This window comes from Labilibaculum sp., from assembly GCF_963664555.1.
GTDB lineage: Bacteria > Bacteroidota > Bacteroidia > Bacteroidales > Marinifilaceae > Labilibaculum.
In genome coordinates, this window is the sequence record NZ_OY761461.1 from 3,452,512 (window position 1) to 3,477,529 (window position 25,018).

Here is a 25,018-nt window from a genome sequence, read left to right on the forward strand (position 1 = left end):
TTGAAATGTAGAAGGGTCTGGAAAAATCTAAAAGGTAGAATAGTCTGGAAAAGTCTAAAAACCAGAATAATCCATGAGTCTGGAAAGGTCGAAGGGGCTGGAAAAATCCAGAAGTTTAAAAGAGTAAAAAAATACGAAATAATTATATGAGTACAATTAAAAAATTTGAAGAACTGGTGATTTGGCAAAATGCCCGGAAATTGATTAATGAGGTATACAAAGAAATGAATGGGATTAAAGATTTTGGATTCAAAGACCAAATTCAACGAGCTTCAGTTTCTATCATGAATAATATTGCCGAAGGTTTTGAAAGATATTCAGACACTGAATTCAGACGTTTTTTGGACATTTCGAAAGCATCATGCGGTGAGGTTCGAAGTATGCTTTATTTAGCCGAAGATCTCCATTATCTTGATAATAATACAGCTGAAAATTTACGGAAAGATTGCAGGCTGATATCAGGTAGTATTCAGAATTTAATTAACAGCTTAAAATCCTAATCATTCAATCATAAGCCACTTCCATACTATTTTAACCTTTCGACCTTTGGACTGTTCAAAACTGTTTGACGCTTCGACATTTCGAGACTTTTTCGACCCTTCAAGACTTTCGAGTTAGTACACCGGCAAATGAAATGAAACCCGAACCCCGCCTTCGCTGAGATTCTCAACATCAACAACGGCCTTATGCAGATCCATAACCAATTTCACGACTACCAGACCAGCGGTAAAACGTTTAAAATCCTGTCTTCGGTCTTCTTTGTTTAGTTCAAAAAAGTGGAATGTATAATTCACTTCGGATGGAGTGAATTGAACCCCTAAATCCTGAACAAAAACGGTAACACTTTGGCCTTCCAAGGAAGCACCAACCAAAACTTCGGAACGCGAAGGTGCATTGGTAACTGCATTTTCAATTACTTTCTCCATGCTGATGCCAAATAATTTCTCGTCACCGCGAATGATGTAATTCTTAGGGATCTCTACCTTTACTTTAATCTTTCGCTCAGCAATCAACGGTTTTAATTTTTCGATGCTGTTTTTGACTATCTCGTAAACAGAAATTCCCAAAATTTTCATTTCGTATCGATCGAAACGCAAAGCAGAAAGAAGCAGGGCCATATCCGAAACACCAGTCAGCTTTTCACAAGCCTGAATGATGTAACGCACATATTTTAAATTGGTTTTATTTTTAATGGAAAATTCCAACATTTCAGCAAACCCCACAATACCATTTAGCGGTTCCCTCAGTTCTGTTGACATCAGTGACAGAAAATCGTTTTTAGCATCTTCGAGAGTAGAAAGCTGATGGTTTGCATGCTCAAGACTTTGGTTTGACTCAACCAACTCCATGGTTCGGGCAGCAACCCTCTCTTCCAATTCCAGATTCATCATTTTCAGCTCCTGATTTTTACTTTTTAGATCAAGATGCGTATTCACTCTGGCAACTAATTCCTGTGGATTGAATGGTTTGGTGACATAATCCTGAGCTCCCGCTTCGAAACCTTTAATTATGGATTCTTCATCAACTCTGGCAGTGAGGAAAATTACAGGGATATCTTTTGTTTTCTCTTTTGATTTAAAATACTCACAAACCTCATAACCATCCATTTCAGGCATCATGATGTCCAGCAAAATCAAATCAAAACTTTTTGTTACGCATAACATTATGGCATCTTTCCCATTTAATGCGTAACTAATTTCGTAGGAATCGCCGGAAAGAATGGATTGTAATACTTTAATGTTATCTGGTATATCATCAACGATTAAAATCTGGTGTTTCTTCATTTCCGGTATATTATATAAGTAGTCAGTAGTCATTGAAACAGAAAATGCAAGAATCCGGATATTTAACATTCAGGTACTCTCACAATATTAACGCATAAATATAACACATAATTCTTTACATAGAAACCTAAAAACCGGTTTTTTTTTGAATGCTTGTTTATTGAACACTTTGTTCTTTGCAAAGCACCCCTCTGCCTGCCGGCATCTCTCCTTAAAAAAAGAATTATTAGAATCGATTTTGGACTTTTAAATCCACCGGCTAAAGCAAAACCATCCTCATTTTACCCCATGGACCAAACAGATCGGAATTCAAGACTTTTGGACCTTCGACTGTTGAACTTTGAATCCACCGGCTAAAGCAAAACCATCCTCATTTTATCCCATGAACCAAACAGATCGGAATTCAAGACTTTTGAACCTTCGACTGTTTGACTGATTGACTGTTGGACTTTTCAAGACTTTTCAAGACTTTTCGAGACTGTTGGACTTTTGGACTTTTGGACCTTCGACTGTTAGACTCTTCAAGACCTTTCAAGACTTTCGGACCTTCGACTGTTTGACCTTCGACTATTTGACTCTTCAAGACTTTTAGACTTTCAACTGTTGGACTTTTCAATGCCCCCCTCTCCCTGCCGGCATCTCCCCTTGAAATGGGAGAATTATCAGAATCAACTTGGGAATCTTTGCCCCCCATATTCCACGAACGAACCAAAATCCACATTTAAAGCACATGAAATAAAGACAAAGAAATTAACCTGACAAGTTTGACAGCTTGGCTTTTCATTTTTTTTGTTTAATTTTACAGCGAAATTATACACTACTACTGCAATATTTTTTACCAATGGAAAATTTACCAAAGGAAATCGCAGATGCGATTAAAAATGGCATGGAAGAAAACCAACTGATTCAAATGGCAACCCGCCTTTTGGAAAAAGGAGATCAGGAAAATGCCGCTAAAGTATTGGATTTTTGCATTTAAGAATCCAATACGTACAAAAAGCTCCAAAAGATGATTTCTTTTGGAGCTTTTGTTTTCATGGTATTTGAATTCAAAAAATGTATTGCTGCTTTTACTACCCCTAAATCCCCTGAAGGGGACTTTTACATCTTTCAAGGCTATTTGACTTTGAATCCACCGGCTAAAGCAAAACCATCCTTATTTTATCGCATGGATCAAACAGATCGGAATTCAAAACTTTTGGACCTTCTACTTTTCAAGACTTTTCGATTTTCGACTGTTTGACTCTTCAAGACTCTTCAAGACTTTTGGACCTTCGACTGTTTGACTGATTGACTGTTGGACTTTTCAAGACTCTTCAAGACTTTTCGATTTTCGACTGTTTGACTGTTTGACTCTTCAAGACTTTTCGATTTTCGACTGTTTGACTTTTCAAGACTTTTCGAGACTGTTGGACTTTTGGACTTTTGGACTTTTGGACTTTTGGACCTTCGACTGTTTGACTCTTCAAAACTTTTAAACTTTCCACGCTTCCAAACTTTTAAGTCAGAGCCTTCCGAAAAATAGCCTTCCCGACCGCCCCACAAATGGACTAAAAAGCCGATAATCCTGACGAATACACCGTTTTCATTGATAATTTGTATTTATTTTAATTTTTATTAAACTTTTATTTGGATTATATAAAGATTTTTTTCTACATTTAATTTAGAATTATGATACAGCTGTTTTAATTCTTTGTTTGCAGGTTGATATGGAAAAGGAAAATATCAATTTGAATGTAGAGATACCGAAAAAATAAGAATCCGGTATCAAGAGAACAGACACCTGCCAAAAACAATTAAACATGAATATCCAGATGTCTTTCAGTACTGCACCAAATCGCCCTCGGGTTTATTTACCATCTCACTATTGCTGTAAATAAAATCCAATATCATTTGCGTTTCCAATCGCACAAGGATAACTACTTCTACTATTTGTATCATTTACTGATTGCGTAAACACATTTCTCAGCCAATTAAAACAGCTTCATTTCAATTATTTTCAGTTATAAATCATTGTTAAACACAGAAACAGAAGTGCTCCGGCCAAAAATGAATGTCTCACAAGGAATACCGCTTCTCTTCGGCTCCATTGCTGATCAGGGAACTTACAGAAGTCTGTTCCGGCATCATTTGATGCATGTGCAAGACCCATTGAAAGCATTATTTTTTCATGGGACAGATCTCTTTTCTTACTGGAAAGTATTCTTAAATCATTTGATGATTTAGTTTGGATCAGGATCGGCTTTGTTTTTTCATTGGACAGATCTCTTTTCTTACCGGAAAGTATTCTTAAATCATTTGATGATTTAGTTTGGATCAGGATCGGCTTTGTTTTTTCATTGGACAGATCTCTTTTCTTACCGGAAAGTATTCTTAAATCATTTGATGCTCTAGTTTGGAGCAGGATCGGCTTTGTTTTTTCATGGAACAAATCTCTTTTCTTACCGGAAAGCATTCTTAAATCATTTGATGCTTTAGTTTGGATCAGGATTGACTTTGTTTTTTCATGGAACAGATCTCTTTTCTTACTGGAAAGCATTCTTAAATCATTTGATGCTTTAGTTTGGATCAGGATTGGCTTTGTTTTTTCATGGAACAGATCTCTTTTCTTACTGAAAAGCATTCTTAAATCATTTGATGCTTTAGTTTGGATCAGGATTGGCTTTGTTTTTCATTCAACCCCTGTTTCATCTTAGAGCTATACTTCACTCAACTGCCGGGCATTAGCCTGTTTTATTTTAACATTTTAAACAAAAAATTATGCAAAAATCTTTAGAATCCCAAAAAGAAATGCATCGGACATTTTATGATTTTATAGTCCTTAATCAAGCCAAATTGGATGCAATCCCTGTTGTAAAGGAAATAGTCGACCTGCAACAGATTAAAATGGGTCGCTTCGATATTCTGTGGGAGCTCACCCAAACGAATCACAGCGGAACCACCATTACCAAACACAACACAAAGGCATTGGCAGCCAATTATCTGAATCGGATCAATCTTCTCTTCTACAATTATTGCCAGAAAACCGACAAAATGGTAGACCTTCCCAATTTAAAGGGCAGCGTTCCGTTTTACCTGGCACTCTCTGATGAAAAATTTATCAACAAACTGGACTTCACCTGCAGGTTTGGTGACAATTTGGGCGATCAACTGACAGAAACAGCTGTGAGTGCAGAGGAACTGGCAGACCTTAAGGTACTGCGTTCGAGCTATATCGATCTGGCCCCAAGACCCAGAGAAGTACTGAGCAGTACAAAAATTGCGAATCGGGAACTCAAAGAAGTGGCTGCTGAGATTCTCAACATCAACAAAAACAGACTGGACAATGTGATGCAATCCCTCTTTGCAGGTTCCGATCCCGAATTTTATCAAACTTACCTGGAAGCCACAAGTGTTGAAAAAACAGGCTGCCGGAAAACAGCCGTTTCCGGAAGCATTATCGATAAAGACAGCAAACTGCCGGTTCCTCAGGCACACATCCTGATTCCTGAAGCGGGAATTGACCACATGGGCACCAGTAAAAAAGGGGGGTTCCGAATCAAAACCCTAAATCCCGGTACCTATCAGGTTCAGATTAAAGCCGTAACCTACAAAACCATCAGCTTGGAACTGGTGCACCGTTACGGTGAAACAAACGTGCTGGAGGTGGAAATGGAAACCGAGAACGGTCAATGGGTAAACGAGTAATAATCTGCAAATGAAGGGAGCTGCGAACGGCAGGCATTTCTGTAACTCCCTTCAAAACTCAAAGAGGATGTTCGAAAAGTAATTATTTCGTACTAAAATGAAATTCAGCTTTACGCCTTAGCCTAAAGGGAGACTGAATTTCAACGACTTTTCTTTAGGGAACTTAAGGGTGAAAGTCGTTGCATAGTATCAGATTCTACTATTTGGACAGCCTCTATTTTAAAAAACCCTGACTGCGAATATCTTTGTGAATCTGAACAATATTATCTGGTATATCCGCAGCTATCAGCCAATTGATATCTAAACCGTTCTGAATGGCAAGTTTCATTAGAAAATCATTTTCGGCGATCAGATTGCCCAGGTTCTGTAAGTCGTTTTTTATTTCTACAAAATAATCTTCATGCAGTTTCTTGATTAAGACCAATATTTTAAAACTTCTCGAAATAATATATAAGCAACACTTATAGGCTTTTGAATAAGATTCGGCTGCTATTTTCCGACTGTTGGATTGTAAAATACCATTCAGCATTAATAGGTTTAAGCTCACCTCACCAAAATGATCTCTGGTAATTCTAACATGCTCACATATCTCTCCACTCAAATACCGCATATCCATGTGTAAATAGCCGGGACTGTAATACCCATTGCTTATTTTATCAATTTCCTGTATCACATGGGTTTCCATTTCCTGCCTTCTGCTTTCAATCGATTTATTGCCTACCAACTCAAAATACAAACGATTAACAAGATTCAAATCCTTTTTCAGCAAACGAAATAGTAATTTGTCTTTTTCGCTTGAAGGTAAATTAGAAATGGCTTCCTTAAATTCTTTATCCAACTGCATCTGATTACAATTTGTTTTTTAGTTAACCAATTACTTACAGCACGCTGAACAGCTACTCATTTCCTGAAACAGGTACTGCTTTTGGTCATTCAAATTTAGCTAAAAACTGAATGTAAAACGAATCGTTTTAACACAGATTGTCACAGTGGGAAGCGCAACAACCGGTCTACCTGCTGACTCCTGAATCTCCTTCTGTTTTTTTGTTTTGCTGTAATTTCAGCAATCCCCGAACTGAAGCTTCGGGGCAAAACATGAGGTTAGTCTGTATTTTTTTGACCTTTTCAATTTCTTCTTTCTCCTCAAGCCGGAGGGGCTCTTACCTTTTTCCGATGAAAAAGTAAACTGCCGAACGAAGTGAGACCATGAACACCTTTTGAAAATTATTCCGTGAATAAAAAATCTTCGGGTTGCGTCCTCAACCACCCATTAAAGCTCAAATGCTAAATAAAAAGAACTCGCTTCGCTCATACAGATTTTTATTTTTTAACGCATTCTTCACTAAATGGGGCCCGGTCTCCGGCTATATTCCGAATCCTCCTTATTTGACTCTCATCCATTTCGATTTAACATTAGTGCTTTCAGATCCCTCGCTTTACTCGCAATGACAGCATTGAATTGGCATAGCGATCCCGAGACTTCGGGAACTGTGGCAATCTGTTGCAAATTGAGCCTCATTAAATTATTCATTTGCTGTAATTTCAGCAATCCCCGAGCTGAAGCTTCGTGGCAAAACATGAGGCTAGTCTGTTTTTTTTTTGACCTTTTCAATTTCTTCTTTCTCCTCAAGCCGAAGAGGCTTTTACTTTTCCATTGATGAAAAGTAAACAAAAATCTACCGCGCATAAAAAAGAACTAAAAATCAAATCATTTCTCTAAAACCTGAAACTCGTCCTTTTAGTCTCTCCAGCTTCGCTGGTCCCGACATTTCGGGATCGAGTCTAAGATCCCTCAAACAAGTCAGGTTTCTTTACGTAAAATAATTCGGATTTTTTTAAGGTCCTTTTTTCTGATACGGATCCATATGCCTTGTTTTGGCTTTCGAATTATTAATTCTTTATTTCTACTTAATAGCTGTCATGACCTTCGGAGATCCCGCAAGCTTGGCAGTGAGGAGGTACGTCGTGGCAATCTGTTGCAAATTGAGCCTCATTAAATTATTCATTTGCTGTAATTTCAGCAATCCCCGAGCTGAAGCTTCGGGGCAAAACATGAGGTTAGTCTGTATTTTTTTGACCTTTTCAATTTCTTCTTTCTCCTCAAGCCGGAGGGGCTCTTACCTTTTTCCGATGAAAAAGTAAACTGCCGAACGAAGTGAGACCATGAACACCTTTTGAAAATTATTCCGTGAATAAAAAATCTTCGGGTTGCGTCCTCAACCACCCATTAAAGCTCAAATGCTAAATAAAAAGAACTCGCTTCGCTCATACAGATTTTTATTTTTTAACGCATTCTTCACTAAATGGGGCCCGGTCTCCGGCTATATTCCGAATCCTCCTTATTTGACTCTCATCCATTTCGATTTAACATTAGTGCTTTCAGATCCCTCGCTTTACTCGCAATGACAGCATTGAATTGGCATAGCGATCCGGAAAATTTTTGGATTATCCATAGAATTCGGGAACTGTGGCAATCTGTTGCAAATTGAGCCTCATTAAATTATTCATTTGCTGTAATTTCAGCAATCCCCGAGCTGAAGCTTCGGGGCAAAACATGAGGCTAGTCTGTTTTTTTTTGACCTCTTCAATTTCTTCTTTCTCCTTGGATATTCCGGATCATGTTGACCCCCTGAAATCGGGATCGGAAAACAAGGTTTTTCCTGCGTAGGGAGAAGTCAAAAAGAGTGACAATCCGGCGGATACTGACCCCTTAGCTGAAAAGCGATCAACAAAAATCCGGATCATGTTGACCCCTCTTTTCAAAATAACACAGGTTTTGGTTCTTTAGTGGCAGAAAGTAGATGACCACTAAAACGAATGCAGATGGCTGGAAAACCAAAACCTATGAGTCAGATCAAACAATTACTGCGCTTGCATCAGCAAGGAAGCCCAAAGAAAACCATAGCCAGGGATCTGGGTGTAAGCAAGAATACCGTGAAGGCGTACCTGGATAAACTATCCCGATTGAAAACGGATGTTGACAGCCTGTTGTTGCTGGATGATCCCGTATTGGAAGCCAGGTTTCATCCCGGTAATCCAGCCTATAAGGATGAACGCTTTGAGCATTTTAAGGGAAAACTGAATTACTTTACCCGTGAACTGAAACGTACCGGGGTTACCAGAAAGCTATTGTGGGAAGAGTACCGTCTGGAGTATGCCCAAGGCTACAGCCATACTCAGTTCTGCCATCACCTGTCACAACATTTGATTGCTTCCAAACCATCAATGGTGCTGCAGCACCAGGCGGGCGAGAAGCTTTTTATCGACTTTGCCGGAAAGAAACTGAACTACGTGGATGTGCAGACCGGAGAGGTGATCCACTGCCAGGTCTTTGTGGCCTGCTTGCCTTATTCAGACTATAGTTTTGCCATGGCCGTAAAGAGTCAAAGTGTTGGTGATTTTTTATACGCTCTGGGATGTAGTCTGGAATACTTTGGAGGAGTCCCTCAGGTACTGGTACCGGATAACCTGAAGGCGGCCATCGTAAAAGCCAGCAGGTATGAACCCGATGTTAACCGGGCAATGGAGGATTTTGCCAACCATTACGGCACCACTGTGATTCCTACACGGGCACGCAAACCAAAGGACAAGGCACTTGTTGAGAACCAGGTTCGGCTGATCTACACAAGGATTTATGCAAAAATACGGAACCTGCAGTTTTTTAGTCTGAAAGACCTGAATCAGGCCATCGGCCAGAAGAACCGCGAACACAACCAGACCCGTATGCAGCAGAAGCCTTACTGCCGTGAAGAGCGTTTTCTCGCCGATGAGAAGCATCTGCTCAGCAGCTTACCGGAACAGCCTTTCGAGCTAAAATACTACCGGACACTTAAGGCAGCCAAGAATAATCACGTCTACCTGAGTGAAGACAAACACTACTATAGTGTGCCATTCGCCTACATTGGAGTGAAGGTAAAGGTCATTTACACCCGCGCCATGGTTTACATTTATGCCAAAGGCAAACAGGTGGCTGTGCACATACAAAGCTACGGTAAGGGAACCTACAGTACCGACCGGGAACACTTGTGTTCCGCCCACAACCATTACCTGGACCGAAGTCCCGGGTACTATCTTCGAAAAGCTCAGACAGGCTGTCCTGAACTCCATGAGTTAATCAGTATGGTCTTTAAGCAGAATAAGCATCCCGAACAGCTGTACCGGACCTGTGACGGACTCTTGAACCTGCATAGAAAAACCAATCCGGAAAACTTCAGGAAAGCCTGTAAGGTGGCCTTGAAATACGAGATCTGTTCGTACAGGTTCTTGCTTAATGTGATCAATAACAAAACCTCAGACATGATAGATCAGATAAATAAACCGGCTTTACCCGAGCACCGGAATATCCGCGGAAAAGCCTATTACTCACAATCCACACTTAAATTGAATAGCTATGATGCAAATTGAAACCCAATTTAAACAATTACGACTGCATGGAATGAATCGAACCTGGATGGCTCTGCAGGAAACCAGAAGGCACCACGAACTCTCCTTGAGTGAAGGACTTGAAATACTACTTCAGGCCGAACAGCAGGACAGAGAGCAAAAGCGCTTCGAGCGACTGGAAAAGAATGCCCGTTTTCGTTATCAGGCATCTATCCAAGAACTTAAGATGGAGGCTGCCAGAGGAGTAGATAAGACTCTGATTACAAGCTTGGCGACAGGCGATTACCTGTCGCGTGGTGAATCCGTACTAATCACAGGAGCCACTGGTTGCGGAAAAAGCTTTTTAGCTTCGGCACTTGGTCATCAGGCGTGTGTGCAGGGCTTTAAAGTTGCCTACTACAACACGCAAAAGCTGTTGCAGAAAACCAAAGTAGCCCGCTTCGAAGGAACCATATACAAGTTCTTTGAAAAGGTGGCCAAAACGGATCTGCTAATACTCGATGATTTTGGACTCACTCATTTGGAACAACAGCAACAGTTGGATCTGATGGAGATGATCGAAGACCGGCATGGAAAAGCCTCCACTATTATCGCCAGTCAATTGCCCGTGGCCAGCTGGTTCGACATCATTGGAGAGGAAACCATAGCCGATGCAATTCTGGACCGTCTGGTACACACCTCATACCGAATCGAATTAAAAGGAGAAAGTTTAAGAAAAAAACGGTAATATTGTCAGACCATCAAGTTCTTTGAACCTCAATTCTGTGAGGGGTCAGTATCACCCGGACAAGGGGTCAGCATCACCGGAATATGCAGACAGATCAAATCAAACTGGCAAAACTGGAAGGTACTTACCTGAAATTAATGAAGAAGATCGAAAAAACAGATTTGCTAATACTTGACGATTTTGGCTTAACCAGTTTTGATGAGCAAATCAGAAATGCATTAATGGACATAGTGGAAATGAAATACGATAAATCATCAGTGATTATAGCTGCTCAAATACCCGTAAAATGCTGGCATGAAACAATCGGTGAAGGAACTATTGCTGATGCAATTTTAGATCGGTTGGTTCACTCATCTCATCGGTTAGAACTTACCGGGCAATCATTAAGGAAAAACAAATTAAATAAATCTCAAAATAATTAATATTTTTAGCCTGGAAACCATTCTTTTTCTAGCGGCACAACATTACCGAAACACGCGGCACAATTACACCGAAATATCCAGCACACTACCAACTCCGAATCACTGGCGATAAAACCAAATATAAAAAACCGAAAGTGCATCAATAAGAAAACCCAAAGAATTTAAATTCTTTGGGTTTTCCAGATACTGTATAATTTCTTTTGTGCTATTTCCTTCGGCCTCGCAAGAACAAAGGTTCTTACGAGGTAGTACGCCGAAGTTTTTTCTTTTATTTTTTGAATAATTTTAATATTGCTTCCTTTATTCTCTCTCGTTCTTCATCGGTCATATTCGAACCGGAAGGAAGACACAATCCTTTTTCAAACAATTCTTCTGAAACCCCATTTCCATAGTATGGACAAGCCGCAAAAACAGGCTGCATATGCATTGGTTTCCACAATGGACGACACTCAATATTCTCCTTCTCCAATTCCAAACGAATATCTTCCCTGCTTATGCCATTGGTTTTCTTTGGATCAATCAAAACAGATGTCAACCAAAAGTTGCTAAAGAAATCCTTATTGGGCTCTTCCTGAAGACTTACCCCTTCGATATCAGAAAACAGTTCTTTGTAAAACTCAAAATTAGCACGACGTTGAGCTACCCGTTCATCCAAAACTTCCATTTGTCCACGGCCAATACCAGCCACAATATTGCTCATCCGGTAGTTGTACCCAATATGGGAGTGCTGATAGTGCGGCGCATTGTCCCTTGCCTGTGTAGCCAGGAATCTTGATTTAGCAATCAATTCCTGATCATCTGAAATTAAAGCTCCTCCTCCAGAGGTGGTGATAATTTTATTTCCATTAAAGGACAGAATACCAAACTTACCAAATGTACCCATGCATTTTCCTTTGTACTTACTCCCCAAAGCTTCGGCAGCATCTTCAATCAAGGGAATATCATACTTGTTTGCCACTGCCAGCAATTCTTCTATTTTGGCAGGCATGCCATACAAGTAAACCACAACAATCGCCTTGGGCTTTTTCCCCTTTTCAATCCGATCTTGTATTGCTTTTTCCAATTGAATTGGACACATGTTCCAGGTATCCTTTTCCGAATCAATTAGAATTGGGCTTGCGCCCAAATAGCTAATCGGATTTACTGTAGCCGAAAAAGTAAAAGAGGAAGCAATTACTTCATCGCCTGCTTTTACACCCAACAGAATTAGAGAAAGATGAATGGCTGCAGTACCAGCACTCAATGCCGAAGCGTGCTTTGTTCCGGTGTAATTCTGAAGGTCTGCCTCAAAACCATTTACATTAGGACCAAGAGGGGCCACCCAGTTAGTATCATACGCTTCCTGAACGTACTTCATTTCGTTTCCTCCCATGTGTGGAGAAGATAGCCATATTTTTGTTTTCATATTCTAATAATTTGTTCTAAATACAGTATTCAAAATAATTTTAAGATCTCCCATCAAAGAGTGATTGTAATAATAATCCAAATTAATTTTAACCTTATCCGGAAAAATTACTTCGTCATTGTATTTTTGTGGATTATCTACCTTAGCCAAAATTTCTTCCTCATTGGAATATTTTAATGAAGCCGGACCAGTTATCCCAGGTCGTAACTCCAATACTTTCCGATCTTCCCCCAACAATTTATCTGCATATCCCGGCACATCAGGCCGAGGCCCTACCAGACTCATATCTCCCACTAGTACATTCCACAATTCAGGCAATTCATCCAATTTGTACTTTCTAAGAAAGACTCCTAAAGGTGTTATTCTTGCTTCTCCAGCTACCGATACCGAACTTCCAGAATGTCCCGCAGACATAGAGCGAAACTTAATCATAGTAAACAATTTCCCATTTCTCCCGACTCTTTTTTGTTTAAAAAAAGCAGACCCATCCGGCATTTTTGCTCTAATTAAAATCCAAACGAGAATTAAAACTGGAAGGAAAATAATGAGCCCGAAAGACGAGGATAGTAAATCAAATGTTCTTTTCATAAGTACTTAAAATCTTTTTAATAAGGCATTGCAGGCATACCCAACAAAGGAATAAACTGCTTTTATTAATGATAAATTCTCAATTTTACGATACACTTTCCAAACATCAGCTGCCGCCTTCCATTTTTTTGCTGTATTGGAGTTGGAAACCAATCGATAGGATGCTAAAAGTTCATTAATGCCATGTGCCTTAAAACCTCGTTTCATGATTAACAACCATAATGCCATATCATGACTACTTTTAATATTTGGCATTTCAAAATAACCAACTTTTTCTTTATCAATGATGACAGTTAAACATCCAATTATTGTATTTCGCAAATACTGATGGTAATTAATTGTATTAGGTACATTAATTACTTTATTTAACTTGATACCATCCTCTGACATTAAATCATAAGAAGAGAATGTAAATTCATAATTATTACGAATCATGAAATCTAACTGTACCCCTAACTTCTGAGGATACCACACATCATCACTATCTAAAAATGCAATAAAACGTCCCTTTGCTTTACGTAAAGCAATATTTCTAGCTTCAGCAGCACCAACGTTAGTTTCTAATGCAATTAATTGAATTCTATCATCATTAAGAATAAGAGAATTAATAAGTTCTATGGACTTATCCTTTGAACAATCATCTACAATAATCATCTCCCAATCCGTATAGGTTTGTTTTAAAACCGATTGAATAGTTGCTTGAATAAAATGACTTGAATTATAAGAAGGGGTTATTATAGATACTTTGTTATTTTTCATTATTATAGAATTGGTTAACACGACTAATAATCACATTAGCTCTGTCATCAATCAAATTAACAGCATCAAAAGTACTCATGTTATTTTTGATTTTATTAATCTCTTCAAAGCTCAAATTATTTACATATTTAATAATTTCATCATCCAAAGTAGCATCAATCACAAAACCCACATTTAATTTATTAACCTTATCTCCTAGGAAGGTTTTCGTACTTACAATTATAGGGGTATAAAAATAAATAGACTCATACAATTTATTTGGTTCCGCATATTGAACATTGACAAAATCACTGTCATAGCAGGATAAAGACACATCTACTTTACTATAAATAGAAGATAAATCATCTGGGTTTTTAAAACTCCCATAGAAATGGATATTTTGATATTTCTCCACTAATTCTTCAACCATCTTCTTATACTCTGGAATTCCATCTCCAAAGAATAAAAATTTATGATTTGGAAATCTTTCACCAATAATTCTCGCAAAACGCATAATTGTATTTGGGAATCGAAGAGCTCCAATAAAACCAAAGACGATTTCATTTTTCGTTTCAAACTCTAACACAGGTCTTGCCTTCCCTTTGAATGAAAAATGAATTTTATTGGGCTGCACGATTACATTTTCTCTTCGTTTTTTTCCATATAAAAACTCAACAAACCCCTCAGATAACACAACAGTCAGCAAAGAAAGCTTTATAAGTATTTTATCAATATTCTTAAAAATATTGACAATGATACTAGAAGAGAAATATCCATATACCAAGTCTCTTATTTCATATATATATTTTTTCCTACTTATTAAACAAATGAGAGCAAAATCGAAAGAAAAAACATAATAAATAGTAGACGAAGAATTCTTTCTGAAAATATTCTTGAAAATATGGTGTGCATTTAATAATTTCCCCCAATATGATTTACCATTCTCAACCAAGCCTAAATCTACTATTGGAATATCTTTTAATGAAGCAACTTCTTTACCAAAACCTCTATCAAAACCATATATTTCTACATCATAACCACTTTCAATAAAGCTTTCAACTCTTTTTAAAACTCCAGAATGCTTCCTATTGGTTAATAAGAAAACGATCTTTTTTTCTCCTTTTTTCATTTACTTATTTTCTGTTTCTTTGATTTTCTCACGAATCATTTCAACTGACAAACTTTTATGCCTTTTTAACAATTGGTCTAATAACTGTATCGTGCTCGAAGAAAAACTTTTGGGATGTGCAACAAAGCATAATACCGACTTCATTTTCATTTTCCTCACCATTATTCTATTTAATTTCAAAGCAATATCATCTAAGGAGGCATATTTCACAGATCTCATCAACTTCCGCATCTTGCCATAAAAGCTAGTATAGGAAGCACTTACACCACTCATATTATTATTTACGGATTTACTGTGCAAGTATTTATTTACTAAGAATAGTATCGGATTTATTCTGTATCTAGTTACAGGAATTTCATAAAATCTTCCATTTTGCTCTTCTACACAAGGGGTAGTATCAAATTGCCAATACCATTTCTTTGTGTTTGCTTGTCTAAAGTCATAATAATTAATTGGTTTTTGATCTAGAAAATCTCCAGGTAGAACACTAAAATCCATATCAATATCACTATCTAAAAAAGTATCTCTCAAATCATTAAAAGGCGTTATGCTCCATCCACCGGCTCTAAATGTGGTAATTTTATAATTATCTCGAACAGAGGCTACAATATTTTGAAGATTATCTAAACACTCTTTAAAATAATCTTGCAATTCATTGGGGGTTAAACTGTGTAATCGATATCTTGAATAATCAGACAAATCCCAATGCCCATTTTCTTTTTTTGTTGCGTCGAGCCAATGTGGGTGTATATGTAAGCCAATATCATGACCTCCTTTTACTATATTTCTTATTAAATCAGAATAAGCATTATGTTCTTCAATACAATTCTTTTTTAAATGAACTAAGTAAGAACTATCTACAAAAAAAATCCCAACACCTCCATGTTTTTTAAATACATTTAAGATGTCGTCTGTCACATCACCAATACATCCTTTTAATGATCCACTGTCTTTACCTAAAAACAATTCATAATCAAAAGTTAATATAATGTCCTTTTTCATACTACAATCTTTCTTGATCAATTATATCTCCCTTGTATACTCTTTTGTGCATCAATGCATTTAGTTTAGCTACAAAACAAAACAATTTATATATGACATTATTAGATGGATACTTCCATAAATACCCCTTCTTCATTTCACCTCCAAATCGCTCTTTAAATTTCTGTATTCCTTCTATCTTACTCCCCTTCTTCGGTTTAATTCGAGCTCCAACAAAATCATAAAAACTAACGCCTACACTCTTTAATTTGATAATATTTTCCCAATGCATCAAATTAATCGATCCAATATGGGGTCTTAAAGCACTTCCTCCATAAAAATAGTAAGCTCCGAAACCTTTTTCATACAATAACATTGAACTTCCCTGAGGTATTCCATCTTTATAAGCTACAGAAATCAATGCATTCCCATTTAATTTTGTTGCAATTTCCTTCAATTCTATTTCTGAAGTATAATTAAGATTTTGCCTTTCCATAGTATCTTTATATAGCTCAAAAAAATCGGAAAATTGATCTTCTCCTGTTTTTATTATAACTCCATCCTTCTTTGCCTTTTTAATAACATTTCTATGTTTTGGATGCAGATTTGCAAATAATTCTTCTTCACCTTTTTCCAAATCTATTTGGTATGAACCAAATGAAGCTTCTAAACTTCCTTTAGGAAAAGTATCAAATACCACATTCGTATTAGGTTGATATACAAAATGTGCCGATGTGTTTTTTATATTTTTGACAACTTCTTCTAAAAAATTTTTTTCTTTTAGAAAATTAGGGTCTTCAAAATCTCCCTTTTTAATTGACTCATTTGTAAAAACAAGTCTTTTAAAAATCATTTTCTTCTCGATAATAAAGGGAAGGATGAATTCATCAGATGTAAACCAACCATATTTAAAATTAGTAATTGATTTAAGATAATCTTCCCTAGCTGTTATGGGTAAAGGAAAACCAATTTCTGTTTCTGCTTTAACAATGTTTATCATTCCTATGTTTAATTAGACGCGTATATTAGCATCTGATATAAATATAATTATTTAACAACCAAGACATTTCTCTTGATCAGACAAGACTCAATTTAATAACTAAGTTGTCACTCACAACCAATAATAAATAAACTAATTCATTATAAAAATCTAACTTTTGAGTTTTTTAATGTCAAGCTTTGTCCCTAAATAATCATAATACTCGTAAGTAAGGAATCCACTTCCTGGTGTAAAAGTCATTTCTCCAAATATTACCTTTCCATCAATTTCATAAAAATCAATTCGAACAAATGGAATTCCCGTTCCTAACTTCTTACATGTTTCAATCATTTTATCTAAAGATTTCGGTCGAGGGAATCTGTTTCCACTATTTCTAAGACTAACGGGAATCTCCTTCCAATTACTATCGTAGACTTCAACCGAAAAATCATGAGTTTCTAAATTACGACCAGAGTGAATACAAATAGATTCGACTTCTCCATTAAAACAAAACATTTTATAATCAATTAAAGTTCCATTCGGAGAAGAATCCTCCAAATATTTTTCAGCAATTACACATGGCTGTATTTTTAAGTAATGCATTTGACCAGCAATAATTCCATATTTACTATTAAGCCATTTATTAAATTTTTTAATTGTTTTCTTAAAATTTAACTTGCTTTTATCTTTTATAACCATAACGCTATTACACCCATGGTTTGTTTTAAGAACAAATTGATCAGGAAGAGACGAAAAATCAATATCATTAGCATCATCCCATTTCCCATATAATTCATTTAATGTATCACCGCAACCTTTCTCTTCCACATATTCTCTAACCAAGTACTTATCTGCACATCTTGTCCATATAGATGTGTCCGTATTAAATTGCATCCAAAAATTTTTTTCTACAATATTTTTGGGATTTTCCCAATCAAGCTTTTGTTTAAAATCATTCATATAATCCTCTTCAGCAGCTAAGCGAGGGTCCTTATTGAATAAATATTTATGTTTCTGATATTTATATATTTCATATACAAAGACTATTGTTTGACTTCTTTTAAGAAATTCTTTAAGCTTGCTCATATATAATGTGTTTTTTATAATTCAAAATTAAATACAAATAAATTGCGATTCCTGGTTTTATAAAGATACCATCACTAACAGTCATAGCTGGAATAATAAAAACGGAAAAGGTAATAATAAGTAAATCTTTTACATGTGAGTTATCATTTGTTTTCAATTTTAATATTGAAAACAAAATGTACAAGCCTACAATTAAACCAATTAAGATACCAAAATTTAACATCAACTGTAAAAAACCATTATGTGGAGTTAAGTCTTCCACCTTAGATACCATATTACCATGACCAAGTATTTCAGAAGCTTGATAAGTCATCTGGTAAAACTCACCACCTAATCCGTAACCAATTACAGGTCTTTCACTTATCAATTTTATTCCTGCTTCCCAAATATAATCACGTCCACCCTCCATTTCATGTGCAGCGATCTTTTCAAGAGTTCTACTTGATAAATTATGTTCAGATAAAACTTGCAAAAAATAATCAGCAGATGCGCTAAAGAAAATGATTATCGCTAATAAAGATACTGGTATTAAAACTTTTTTGATATAACTAATTTGCCCATAAAATATTTTCAAAATTAAAAAAGTTAGCAAACATAAAAGAGCCCCACGTGAACCATATAAAACAATAGCAAAAAATTCTATAAGACAGATAATTAGTAAACTGTATTTTTTATTTCGTATGTATTCATTCAAATGCAGTAATAAAGGAAAAATGAGCATATATGAAAAAAACATATTATACTCTTTCGCATTTACAAAAAAGTTTATTTTTAGAATAACTGGAATCAAAGACAAAAACAAGATGAATGACATAATATACGAACCTTTCAATAAAGTATTATACAATATCTTTTTATCTTGAATTGAATAAACAAATAAGCCCATTGGCAACCACCATATGAATGTCCAAAATGCAGAAGCACTAATAAGTAGGTTTATAGGATCGCCACGCATCAAACTTAGCAATGCTCCCAAAAAGTACAATATAAAAAACAAAACATATGATTTAACAAACATTACATGAGAACGTTTGAAAACATATCGCAGACTTTTTACCATTACCAAAAGGATAAGAACTCCAGCAAGTAAAGACATCTTTGATTGTATATCCTTACTTAGAAATGGTAAAATCGATTTTATAGTCCCATTTAAAGCTTGAATAATAAAAAAGAATATAACATAAAAGCTCAACTTTTCATCTATTTGTCTCTCGGTCTTATTCATTATCGTTTAAAAATGAATTGTCCATATTATTAATCATACCTGCCCAAAATCCTTTCCATTTGTGAAAGTATATCTTTCTACTTCTTTTACTAAATATATCTCTTATAAAAACAGCTGTTTCGAAAAACAGCATATAAGAGAATAAAAATACACCTTTAGCTCCCATATGCTGTTTTATTATATACACTCTATTCCTGCCATTTAAATAGGCCATATCTGCCGACATATCTTGAGAACTTGGGTAATTTATATGTTGATGCCATGCTATTGATTCCTTTGTAACACCTTCAATAAAACCGCATTTTTTCATCCTAAAATACATGTCTATTTCATCATTATACATAAATAATTTTGCATCTTGAAGGCCTACTTTTTCATAGAACTCCCGTTTAGCCATATTGGCGCCGCCTTGAACATAAGAAACTATCTTAGAAACAGGCACTTCTGAAAGACTTTGATTTCTGTTCTGTATTTTAGGTATTCCTATAGAACTAACATTAACACCATAACTTTCAATTATTTTAGAATTCCTTTTCAACATAACAGGAGCAACCATTCCAAGATTTGTATTCGAATACAAATAATTATATAAAGCTTTTATTGCGCCCTTTGCCCATTTTATATCATTACCAATCAACATAATAGATTCTACAATGCTATCTTGTAAAGCAAAATGGAGACCATCGTTGTAAGCCCCAGTACATCCACCATTAGATTCTCTTTCAATGATAATGGAATCTTTGAAGTAATCTTTTACCTTTTTCAGATATTCCTCAGTCGATCCATTATCTACAATGATATGTTTATATAAATCATCTTTGTAATCCTGATAATACTGGCACCATTCATCAAACTTATAGTTATCATTATAAGTAATGGTTATTGCTGCAATTTTCATAATTATTCAAATATCTTATTTAGCTGTTTTATTATATGTTCACATTTTGCATTGCTGTCCTCAAGTGGGATTTCTATAATTCTTGAAACAATACTTCTAGCATTAGGACAATTTTTTCCATCATCCAACAATTGATACCCCCTTATTGAATATATGCCTTCTTTAGCTAATTTTAAGAGTGCTATCTCTACTATAATATCATCAGCACAAATCAGCACAATTTTATGGTTATTCGCATCATCATTACCTAATGTTATTAATCTCACGGTAGATTTTGATATTAAATGAACTCTTAATTCTTTTAAAAAATCTTGCCTAAATATTTGTTCTTTATTGGCTTTTAAAATTCCACCTAAAATAGCTTTTTCAAAAGAATTAATGTCATCATTATATGAATCAAATAACTTAAATAAAATCATTTTCACATAAGTCAATAGAGTGAATATTTTAAACTTTTTATAACGATAAATTCGATATCGATTAAAATAAAAGTCCCAATAAGCTATTAGATGTATAAAAAGATGATTTTTTCTTTTAATAATATAATCCTCACTACTTGTCCAGAAAAAAGCACCAAGATGACCAGGAGTAGCTTTCCCAGGAGAAAATGAGAAGAAACCAGCATCGCCAAAAGTTCCAATAAATCTGCCATCACATTTTGCTTCAAAACTCTGAGCGGCATCATCTATAATTGATACATTATATTTGCGACATATAACTTCTACTTGCGTCATATTAGCAGGATTGCCGTACATACTAGCTATAATGACACAGCTAACATCATTGTTTATTAACTTGTATTCTAAATCATCTATATTAACATTTAAATCGTCTAAATTAAGATCATAACAAATATAAGATAGTTCTAAGCGTTTAATTGGATTTAAAATAGAATCACAAACATATGTAGGAAGGAGTACTGTACCCCTTACATCCAAAGACTTAAGACAATGATATAGTGCTGCTTTACCAGAGCAAGCATATTGCCATTTTTTTTCAGTTCGCTCATTAAGCTTTGGGATATTTAATTCTGCTTTAGAAAAAGAAATCGGTTTAAATTTTTCAACAATCATTTTGTAACATTTAACTTTTCCACCCTAAAACAACCTAAAATCTGAATGAACCTTATCTACATCTTCGTACTCATCATACCCTATGCTTGCTTGAAAAAATTCTGCATCTGGATTATTTTTAAAATAATTAGTTATTTCCTTTTCGAACTCATAATTATAAATATTTTGTAATCCCTCTCTAACTGCCTTGGCAGGACTTCCCGCGAAAAAAGCTCCATTTTTATAATCTTTCGAATAATCCTTATTCAAAAATGCATATCTACTAGTTACAGAATTATCTGGTACTATTGTACCTGGCATTACAGATGTATTCATAGATAACCAAACATTATTTCCAATAGTTATAGGTGCATTTCGTTTTTTTATTTGACCTGTTATAACATCTTTAATTGAATGCATATTCGAATCTATAATAAAGCATCCCGAAGCAATTCGTGCATAATTACCAATAATGATTCTTTCTGTTGCTTTAACTAAAACACCACTACATATCATAACATTACTCCCTACCGATAATAACGCTCCTTTCTCGACACTTAAATTTGCTCCTTTATTAACAATTAATCCACCGACGATACTGAGAATACCATTAAGATAGATTTTTGTTGGTGTTGACGATATAGGCATTTCATCGACATCCTTTCCTAGTAAAACCATACCAAAACGAACTTTGCTATCATCTAGCTTTATTTTCCCTTTTAAAGATAAAAATTTCGCTTTTCCTAATACTAATACTGGGAAATGATAAGCTTGCTTAAATGGGAGAAGCCTAAAATTAATATAAATTGTTTTTAAAATCCTCAAATGAATTAACAATCTTGCAACATAATAAAATGGTCTTAATATACCTTTAATTCTTTTTTTCATCTGTTTTTTATAAAGGTTAATATATTAATATTCATAACTGTTCTCATTTTATACTCACTATACAAAATGGATAAAATAAAAACAATTACACCAAGTCCATATCGTAACCAAACATTAGACAAGTCTTTAATAAAAAAAGCCATTGTCGAAAATATGATAATAACGAACAACATAAATAAAACATTTTTATGAAAAACTACTCTATACATTTTCCTCATAATGATTTGTAATAACCCAAACTGCATCACTGCTGAAATAATCGTTGTAATTCCAACCCCCATAAGTCCCCAATATCTATAACCTATAATTTCAGCTATAATAGTTAGCACTCTCGTAATCGTAACATAATATACAAACACTTTTGATTTTTGCTTTGCCAATAAGATAATTCCCATAGCATTGGAACAGATTGTTATTAAAGTCCCAAAAACAGCATAGCTCAAATAATCAATCGAAATTAAGAACTTCTCTGAATATAATAACCGAACAAACAAAGGCATTAAAAACATGAATAATACTACAAGAGGACCAATCAACATTAGTCCCACTTCTGATTGTCTATTCATTTCTTTTATTAATTTTTCATTATCCTTATTTATAGCTGATATTCTCGGGTAGTAATCAGTAAACATTGCTGTCATAATTATACCAAAATAACCAGTAATTATTGTTGCTCCAGCTTGAAAAATTCCAACCATTTCAATATTGGAAACATTTGCTATATAACTTCTAATAATATAATCAGTAACAAAACCAAGAAAAGAAACATACATCAAAGCAATTCCCATCTTTATCATTCCGATTCCTTCTATTGCACAAATATTAAAAGAGATCGAAACTTTGTCATATTTAATTTTCCTTAAATAAAACCAAGCAAAAAAAGTAGAAGATAATGCAGATACAATCAACGATGGTACAATACCATTCATCTTAAAGAGATAGTAAAATGGAACTCCAACAACGACACCTATCACAGAACCAAGTAAGCTTGCTTTAGCTAAAGCTTTAAGCTGTCTAACCCCTTTCAATATAGCGAGTTGTCCTTCACTTAAAATATTGAGAAAAACAGCAATAGAAACCCAGATAAAAGCTATTGTATAATCGGTATTACCAAAAGTCCATTTACTCAAATAAGAAGCAAAAACTATAGTTGCCATTGCCCCTAAAAGAGCCGTTAACCAAATAATTCTTTTTGTTACAGATATAATCGTAGCAAATCTTAGCGGATTATTTTCGCCTTTAGCTTCTGAGATATCTCGAACAGCACTCTGTGAAATACCTAAACCTAAGGCCGTCTTTAATATATTTATTGTTGATTGAAATAAACCAATTATCCCCATCCCTTCAGGTCCCAGCAAAATAGCTACAACTTTATTTAAACCAACTTTTGCGAGAATATTAAACACCTGAACAAATCCAAATAGAAAGGTTGATTTAAATATACTCTTATAAGCTGAATTTTCATTTTCCATTATAAATAATTAAAATAAATCACCTCTATATTCCAAACAATCAATTTCCCCACTGAAATTAAATAACATTGACTTTATATCATTTTGAATTATTTTAGAATTATCATTCTTTAATAAAATCCAGTTATACTTTTTATAAAAGTCAACTAAACTATCTTTACAAAACAAATAGGCTATTTTATTATTTGATAAAAGAAAGTTATTTAATTCCAACAGTAATTTCTTACCGTAACCTCGTCCATTAATTTTTGAACACACATTACCAATACCGTAAGCATTTATTAATTCACTATTAATTGAAATGTGAATATCTATTAGATTCAAATAAGCAATCAACTCATTATTTTCATATAAAAGGAAATGAATATCATTATTTTTTAAATGATTATCCATCCACTCTTCTTGACTTTCAATACTATAAGCGCCAAAAGCAGATTTAATATTGCATATTCTCAATACTTCATCATCCGAAACATCCTGATGTTTGACAATTCTTAAATTCTGCATTATAATCCCATTTTTATATCATCAATCCACCATCCACATGGCAGGTTTAGTTGTTTACCTGAAAATTCATTAAGACCAATAAAATTCTGTATTCCTGTCTTGAAGACTGAGTATAAGTCATTTCTTAAATGCATCTTCGAAGCATAATATCCTTTTTGTCGAAAATCATTTAATAAGTCATCTCTTTTATCAGAGAGAATCGTATATGACCAATATGAAGGATTAATCTCACCTCTTAAATTTAAGACACTAATATCTCCATTATCCGAAAAATAATCCATCCAATTGATGGCATTCTGTCTCTGCTTGACATAGAGATTAGCAATATAATCCATCTGCTGAGAACCTATGTAACCAGAAAGATTATTCATCGCACAAGCATCTCCTGCGGTTGATATATCACAGAGATCCGAAATCTCTCCTAAATCATCTCTAAATTTAGATCGATCGATACCATAATCGCGCATCAAGCATGCCATATCAAATAATGCCTTATCATTAAAAGCCAATCCACCACCATCAATGGCATTGGGTAAACGTACCGGCGTAAAGGAATAACAAACGATATCCGTATTCGTATTACCTAATATTTTTCCTTTGTACTCCGCACCAAAAGATTCTGAGGCATCCTCAATCACGTAGATTCCTTTCTCTTTAGCTATTGCATTAATCTCATCGATGTATCCAGGATAGCCACTCCAATGATAATGAATGATTGCTTTCGTTTTGGGTGTTATTTTCATTTTTACATCTTCCGGATCTAAAGAGGCTGTTAAAGGATCGATATCAGCCCATACTATTTTAGCTCCTGCATAGGCAACAGGTTGATTTGTTGCCAAACAAGCCATTGGTGAAGCAATAACCTCATCACCTTCTTGTATTCCGATTAACTTGAGTGCAAAAAACACAGAATTTCCAGATACCGTTAATAGGCTAGGATTACCAACAAAAGATCTTAATTTATCTTCAAATTGTCGTGTATGCACACCATAAGCTAATTGACCGGAATTCAGAATTTCATTCACCCCCTCAGAGATATTATCAGGCATGAATACTTTATATAAAGG

At 35.1% G+C, this 25,018-nt stretch carries 23 protein-coding genes; 6 read left to right on the forward strand and 17 right to left on the reverse strand.

The window, feature by feature from the left end:
* Nucleotides 1-146 precede the first annotated feature (146 nt).
* Nucleotides 147-500 (forward strand): four helix bundle protein, encoded by a 354-nt coding sequence (locus tag ACKU4N_RS13740; RefSeq protein ID WP_321317179.1) that lies wholly within the window; start codon nt 147-149, stop codon nt 498-500.
* A 114-nt stretch (nt 501-614) separates the two neighbouring features.
* Here the strand turns inward: ACKU4N_RS13740 and ACKU4N_RS13745 are convergent, their stop codons facing one another.
* Nucleotides 615-1,784: a hybrid sensor histidine kinase/response regulator gene (locus ACKU4N_RS13745; protein ID WP_321317181.1), complete on the reverse strand. Its 1,170-nt coding sequence runs from the start codon at nt 1,782-1,784 to the stop codon at nt 615-617.
* An 841-nt stretch (nt 1,785-2,625) separates the two neighbouring features.
* Here ACKU4N_RS13745 and ACKU4N_RS13750 point away from each other — a divergent pair.
* Nucleotides 2,626-2,763, forward strand: coding sequence for a hypothetical protein (locus ACKU4N_RS13750; protein ID WP_321317183.1), 138 nt, complete (start codon nt 2,626-2,628; stop codon nt 2,761-2,763).
* Nucleotides 2,764-3,783: 1,020 nt separating this feature from the next.
* On the opposite strand, the gene ACKU4N_RS13755 is transcribed toward ACKU4N_RS13750, so the two are convergent.
* Nucleotides 3,784-4,407: a hypothetical protein gene (locus ACKU4N_RS13755; protein WP_321317185.1), complete on the reverse strand. Its 624-nt coding sequence runs from the start codon at nt 4,405-4,407 to the stop codon at nt 3,784-3,786.
* Between the two features lie 137 nt (nt 4,408-4,544).
* Here ACKU4N_RS13755 and ACKU4N_RS13760 point away from each other — a divergent pair, with 137 nt between their 5' ends.
* On the forward strand, nt 4,545-5,471 hold the full coding sequence (locus ACKU4N_RS13760; protein ID WP_321317187.1) for a carboxypeptidase-like regulatory domain-containing protein: 927 nt from the start codon (nt 4,545-4,547) through the stop codon (nt 5,469-5,471).
* A gap of 214 nt (nt 5,472-5,685) precedes the next feature.
* Here the strand turns inward: ACKU4N_RS13760 and ACKU4N_RS13765 are convergent, their stop codons facing one another.
* Nucleotides 5,686-6,315 (reverse strand): hypothetical protein, encoded by a 630-nt coding sequence (locus tag ACKU4N_RS13765; protein WP_321317189.1) that lies wholly within the window; start codon nt 6,313-6,315, stop codon nt 5,686-5,688.
* 1,979 nt (nt 6,316-8,294) lie between these two features.
* Here ACKU4N_RS13765 and istA point away from each other — a divergent pair.
* The 3 genes from istA (at nt 8,295) to ACKU4N_RS13780 (ending at nt 11,003) form a co-directional block, all read left to right on the forward strand.
* On the forward strand, nt 8,295-9,875 hold the full coding sequence (gene istA / locus ACKU4N_RS13770) for an IS21 family transposase (RefSeq protein ID WP_321317194.1): 1,581 nt from the start codon (nt 8,295-8,297) through the stop codon (nt 9,873-9,875).
* Nucleotides 9,862-10,581 carry an IS21-like element helper ATPase IstB gene (gene istB, locus ACKU4N_RS13775; RefSeq protein WP_321317196.1) on the forward strand — a complete coding sequence of 240 codons (720 nt, stop codon included), beginning with the start codon at nt 9,862-9,864 and terminating at the stop codon, nt 10,579-10,581. The genes istA and istB overlap by 14 nt, the downstream gene beginning before the upstream one ends.
* 83 nt (nt 10,582-10,664) lie before the next feature.
* On the forward strand, nt 10,665-11,003 hold the full coding sequence (locus tag ACKU4N_RS13780) for an ATP-binding protein (protein WP_321317198.1): 339 nt from the start codon (nt 10,665-10,667) through the stop codon (nt 11,001-11,003).
* Nucleotides 11,004-11,271: 268 nt separating this feature from the next.
* Here the strand turns inward: ACKU4N_RS13780 and ACKU4N_RS13785 are convergent, their stop codons facing one another.
* The 14 genes from ACKU4N_RS13785 to ACKU4N_RS13850 all read right to left on the reverse strand — a co-directional run bounded on the left by ACKU4N_RS13785 (nt 11,272) and on the right by ACKU4N_RS13850 (nt 25,000).
* A complete protein-coding gene (locus ACKU4N_RS13785) occupies nt 11,272-12,408 on the reverse strand; it encodes a DegT/DnrJ/EryC1/StrS family aminotransferase (protein WP_321317200.1) in 1,137 nt (378 codons plus the stop codon).
* Between the two features lie 3 nt (nt 12,409-12,411).
* On the reverse strand, nt 12,412-12,996 hold the full coding sequence (locus tag ACKU4N_RS13790) for a sugar transferase (protein WP_321317202.1): 585 nt from the start codon (nt 12,994-12,996) through the stop codon (nt 12,412-12,414).
* 6 nt (nt 12,997-13,002) lie between these two features.
* Nucleotides 13,003-13,755 carry a glycosyltransferase family 2 protein gene (locus tag ACKU4N_RS13795; RefSeq protein ID WP_321317204.1) on the reverse strand — a complete coding sequence of 251 codons (753 nt, stop codon included), beginning with the start codon at nt 13,753-13,755 and terminating at the stop codon, nt 13,003-13,005.
* On the reverse strand, nt 13,745-14,863 hold the full coding sequence (locus ACKU4N_RS13800) for a glycosyltransferase (protein ID WP_321317206.1): 1,119 nt from the start codon (nt 14,861-14,863) through the stop codon (nt 13,745-13,747). The genes ACKU4N_RS13795 and ACKU4N_RS13800 overlap by 11 nt, the downstream gene beginning before the upstream one ends.
* Complete coding sequence (locus ACKU4N_RS13805; RefSeq protein ID WP_321317208.1) at nt 14,864-15,865, reverse strand: polysaccharide deacetylase family protein; 1,002 nt, start codon at nt 15,863-15,865, stop codon at nt 14,864-14,866.
* 1 nt (nt 15,866) lies between these two features.
* The gene (locus ACKU4N_RS13810; RefSeq protein WP_321317210.1) at nt 15,867-16,697 is read right to left on the reverse strand and encodes a lipid II:glycine glycyltransferase FemX; all 831 of its coding nucleotides are present in this window, start codon (nt 16,695-16,697) and stop codon (nt 15,867-15,869) included.
* A 297-nt stretch (nt 16,698-16,994) separates the two neighbouring features.
* Entirely contained in the window at nt 16,995-17,909 is a 915-nt protein-coding gene (locus tag ACKU4N_RS13815) for an ATP-grasp fold amidoligase family protein (protein ID WP_321317212.1), read from the reverse strand.
* The gene (locus ACKU4N_RS13820) at nt 17,896-19,134 is read right to left on the reverse strand and encodes an O-antigen ligase family protein (RefSeq protein WP_321317213.1); all 1,239 of its coding nucleotides are present in this window, start codon (nt 19,132-19,134) and stop codon (nt 17,896-17,898) included. Before ACKU4N_RS13820 ends, ACKU4N_RS13815 begins: the two co-directional genes overlap by 14 nt.
* Entirely contained in the window at nt 19,127-20,032 is a 906-nt protein-coding gene (locus ACKU4N_RS13825; RefSeq protein WP_321317215.1) for a glycosyltransferase family 2 protein, read from the reverse strand. The genes ACKU4N_RS13820 and ACKU4N_RS13825 overlap by 8 nt, the downstream gene beginning before the upstream one ends.
* A gap of 2 nt (nt 20,033-20,034) precedes the next feature.
* Nucleotides 20,035-21,105: a DegT/DnrJ/EryC1/StrS family aminotransferase gene (locus tag ACKU4N_RS13830; protein ID WP_321317219.1), complete on the reverse strand. Its 1,071-nt coding sequence runs from the start codon at nt 21,103-21,105 to the stop codon at nt 20,035-20,037.
* A gap of 24 nt (nt 21,106-21,129) precedes the next feature.
* Complete coding sequence (locus tag ACKU4N_RS13835; RefSeq protein WP_321317221.1) at nt 21,130-21,972, reverse strand: acyltransferase; 843 nt, start codon at nt 21,970-21,972, stop codon at nt 21,130-21,132.
* Nucleotides 21,969-23,444 carry an O-antigen translocase gene (locus ACKU4N_RS13840; protein ID WP_321317223.1) on the reverse strand — a complete coding sequence of 492 codons (1,476 nt, stop codon included), beginning with the start codon at nt 23,442-23,444 and terminating at the stop codon, nt 21,969-21,971. The genes ACKU4N_RS13835 and ACKU4N_RS13840 overlap by 4 nt, the downstream gene beginning before the upstream one ends.
* Before the next feature lie 9 nt (nt 23,445-23,453).
* Nucleotides 23,454-23,951 (reverse strand): GNAT family N-acetyltransferase, encoded by a 498-nt coding sequence (locus ACKU4N_RS13845; RefSeq protein ID WP_321317226.1) that lies wholly within the window; start codon nt 23,949-23,951, stop codon nt 23,454-23,456.
* On the reverse strand, nt 23,951-25,000 hold the full coding sequence (locus tag ACKU4N_RS13850; RefSeq protein WP_321317232.1) for an aminotransferase class V-fold PLP-dependent enzyme: 1,050 nt from the start codon (nt 24,998-25,000) through the stop codon (nt 23,951-23,953). The genes ACKU4N_RS13845 and ACKU4N_RS13850 overlap by 1 nt, the downstream gene beginning before the upstream one ends.
* Nucleotides 25,001-25,018: the final 18 nt, after the last annotated feature.

Coding starts and splice junctions, on each gene's coding strand:
- ACKU4N_RS13740 (WP_321317179.1), top strand. CDS start 147: ATGAGTACAATTAAAAAATTTGAAGAACTGGTGATTTGGCAAAATGCC.
- ACKU4N_RS13745 (WP_321317181.1), bottom strand. CDS start 1,784: ATGAAGAAACACCAGATTTTAATCGTTGATGATATACCAGATAACATT.
- ACKU4N_RS13750 (WP_321317183.1), top strand. CDS start 2,626: ATGGAAAATTTACCAAAGGAAATCGCAGATGCGATTAAAAATGGCATG.
- ACKU4N_RS13755 (WP_321317185.1), bottom strand. CDS start 4,407: ATGCTTTTCAGTAAGAAAAGAGATCTGTTCCATGAAAAAACAAAGCCA.
- ACKU4N_RS13760 (WP_321317187.1), top strand. CDS start 4,545: ATGCAAAAATCTTTAGAATCCCAAAAAGAAATGCATCGGACATTTTAT.
- ACKU4N_RS13765 (WP_321317189.1), bottom strand. CDS start 6,315: ATGCAGTTGGATAAAGAATTTAAGGAAGCCATTTCTAATTTACCTTCA.
- istA (WP_321317194.1), top strand. CDS start 8,295: ATGGCTGGAAAACCAAAACCTATGAGTCAGATCAAACAATTACTGCGC.
- istB (WP_321317196.1), top strand. CDS start 9,862: ATGATGCAAATTGAAACCCAATTTAAACAATTACGACTGCATGGAATG.
- ACKU4N_RS13780 (WP_321317198.1), top strand. CDS start 10,665: ATGCAGACAGATCAAATCAAACTGGCAAAACTGGAAGGTACTTACCTG.
- ACKU4N_RS13785 (WP_321317200.1), bottom strand. CDS start 12,408: ATGAAAACAAAAATATGGCTATCTTCTCCACACATGGGAGGAAACGAA.
- ACKU4N_RS13790 (WP_321317202.1), bottom strand. CDS start 12,996: ATGAAAAGAACATTTGATTTACTATCCTCGTCTTTCGGGCTCATTATT.
- ACKU4N_RS13795 (WP_321317204.1), bottom strand. CDS start 13,755: ATGAAAAATAACAAAGTATCTATAATAACCCCTTCTTATAATTCAAGT.
- ACKU4N_RS13800 (WP_321317206.1), bottom strand. CDS start 14,863: ATGAAAAAAGGAGAAAAAAAGATCGTTTTCTTATTAACCAATAGGAAG.
- ACKU4N_RS13805 (WP_321317208.1), bottom strand. CDS start 15,865: ATGAAAAAGGACATTATATTAACTTTTGATTATGAATTGTTTTTAGGT.
- ACKU4N_RS13810 (WP_321317210.1), bottom strand. CDS start 16,697: ATGATTTTTAAAAGACTTGTTTTTACAAATGAGTCAATTAAAAAGGGA.
- ACKU4N_RS13815 (WP_321317212.1), bottom strand. CDS start 17,909: ATGAGCAAGCTTAAAGAATTTCTTAAAAGAAGTCAAACAATAGTCTTT.
- ACKU4N_RS13820 (WP_321317213.1), bottom strand. CDS start 19,134: ATGAATAAGACCGAGAGACAAATAGATGAAAAGTTGAGCTTTTATGTT.
- ACKU4N_RS13825 (WP_321317215.1), bottom strand. CDS start 20,032: ATGAAAATTGCAGCAATAACCATTACTTATAATGATAACTATAAGTTT.
- ACKU4N_RS13830 (WP_321317219.1), bottom strand. CDS start 21,105: ATGATTGTTGAAAAATTTAAACCGATTTCTTTTTCTAAAGCAGAATTA.
- ACKU4N_RS13835 (WP_321317221.1), bottom strand. CDS start 21,972: ATGAAAAAAAGAATTAAAGGTATATTAAGACCATTTTATTATGTTGCA.
- ACKU4N_RS13840 (WP_321317223.1), bottom strand. CDS start 23,444: ATGGAAAATGAAAATTCAGCTTATAAGAGTATATTTAAATCAACCTTT.
- ACKU4N_RS13845 (WP_321317226.1), bottom strand. CDS start 23,951: ATGCAGAATTTAAGAATTGTCAAACATCAGGATGTTTCGGATGATGAA.
- ACKU4N_RS13850 (WP_321317232.1), bottom strand. CDS start 25,000: ATGCCTGATAATATCTCTGAGGGGGTGAATGAAATTCTGAATTCCGGT.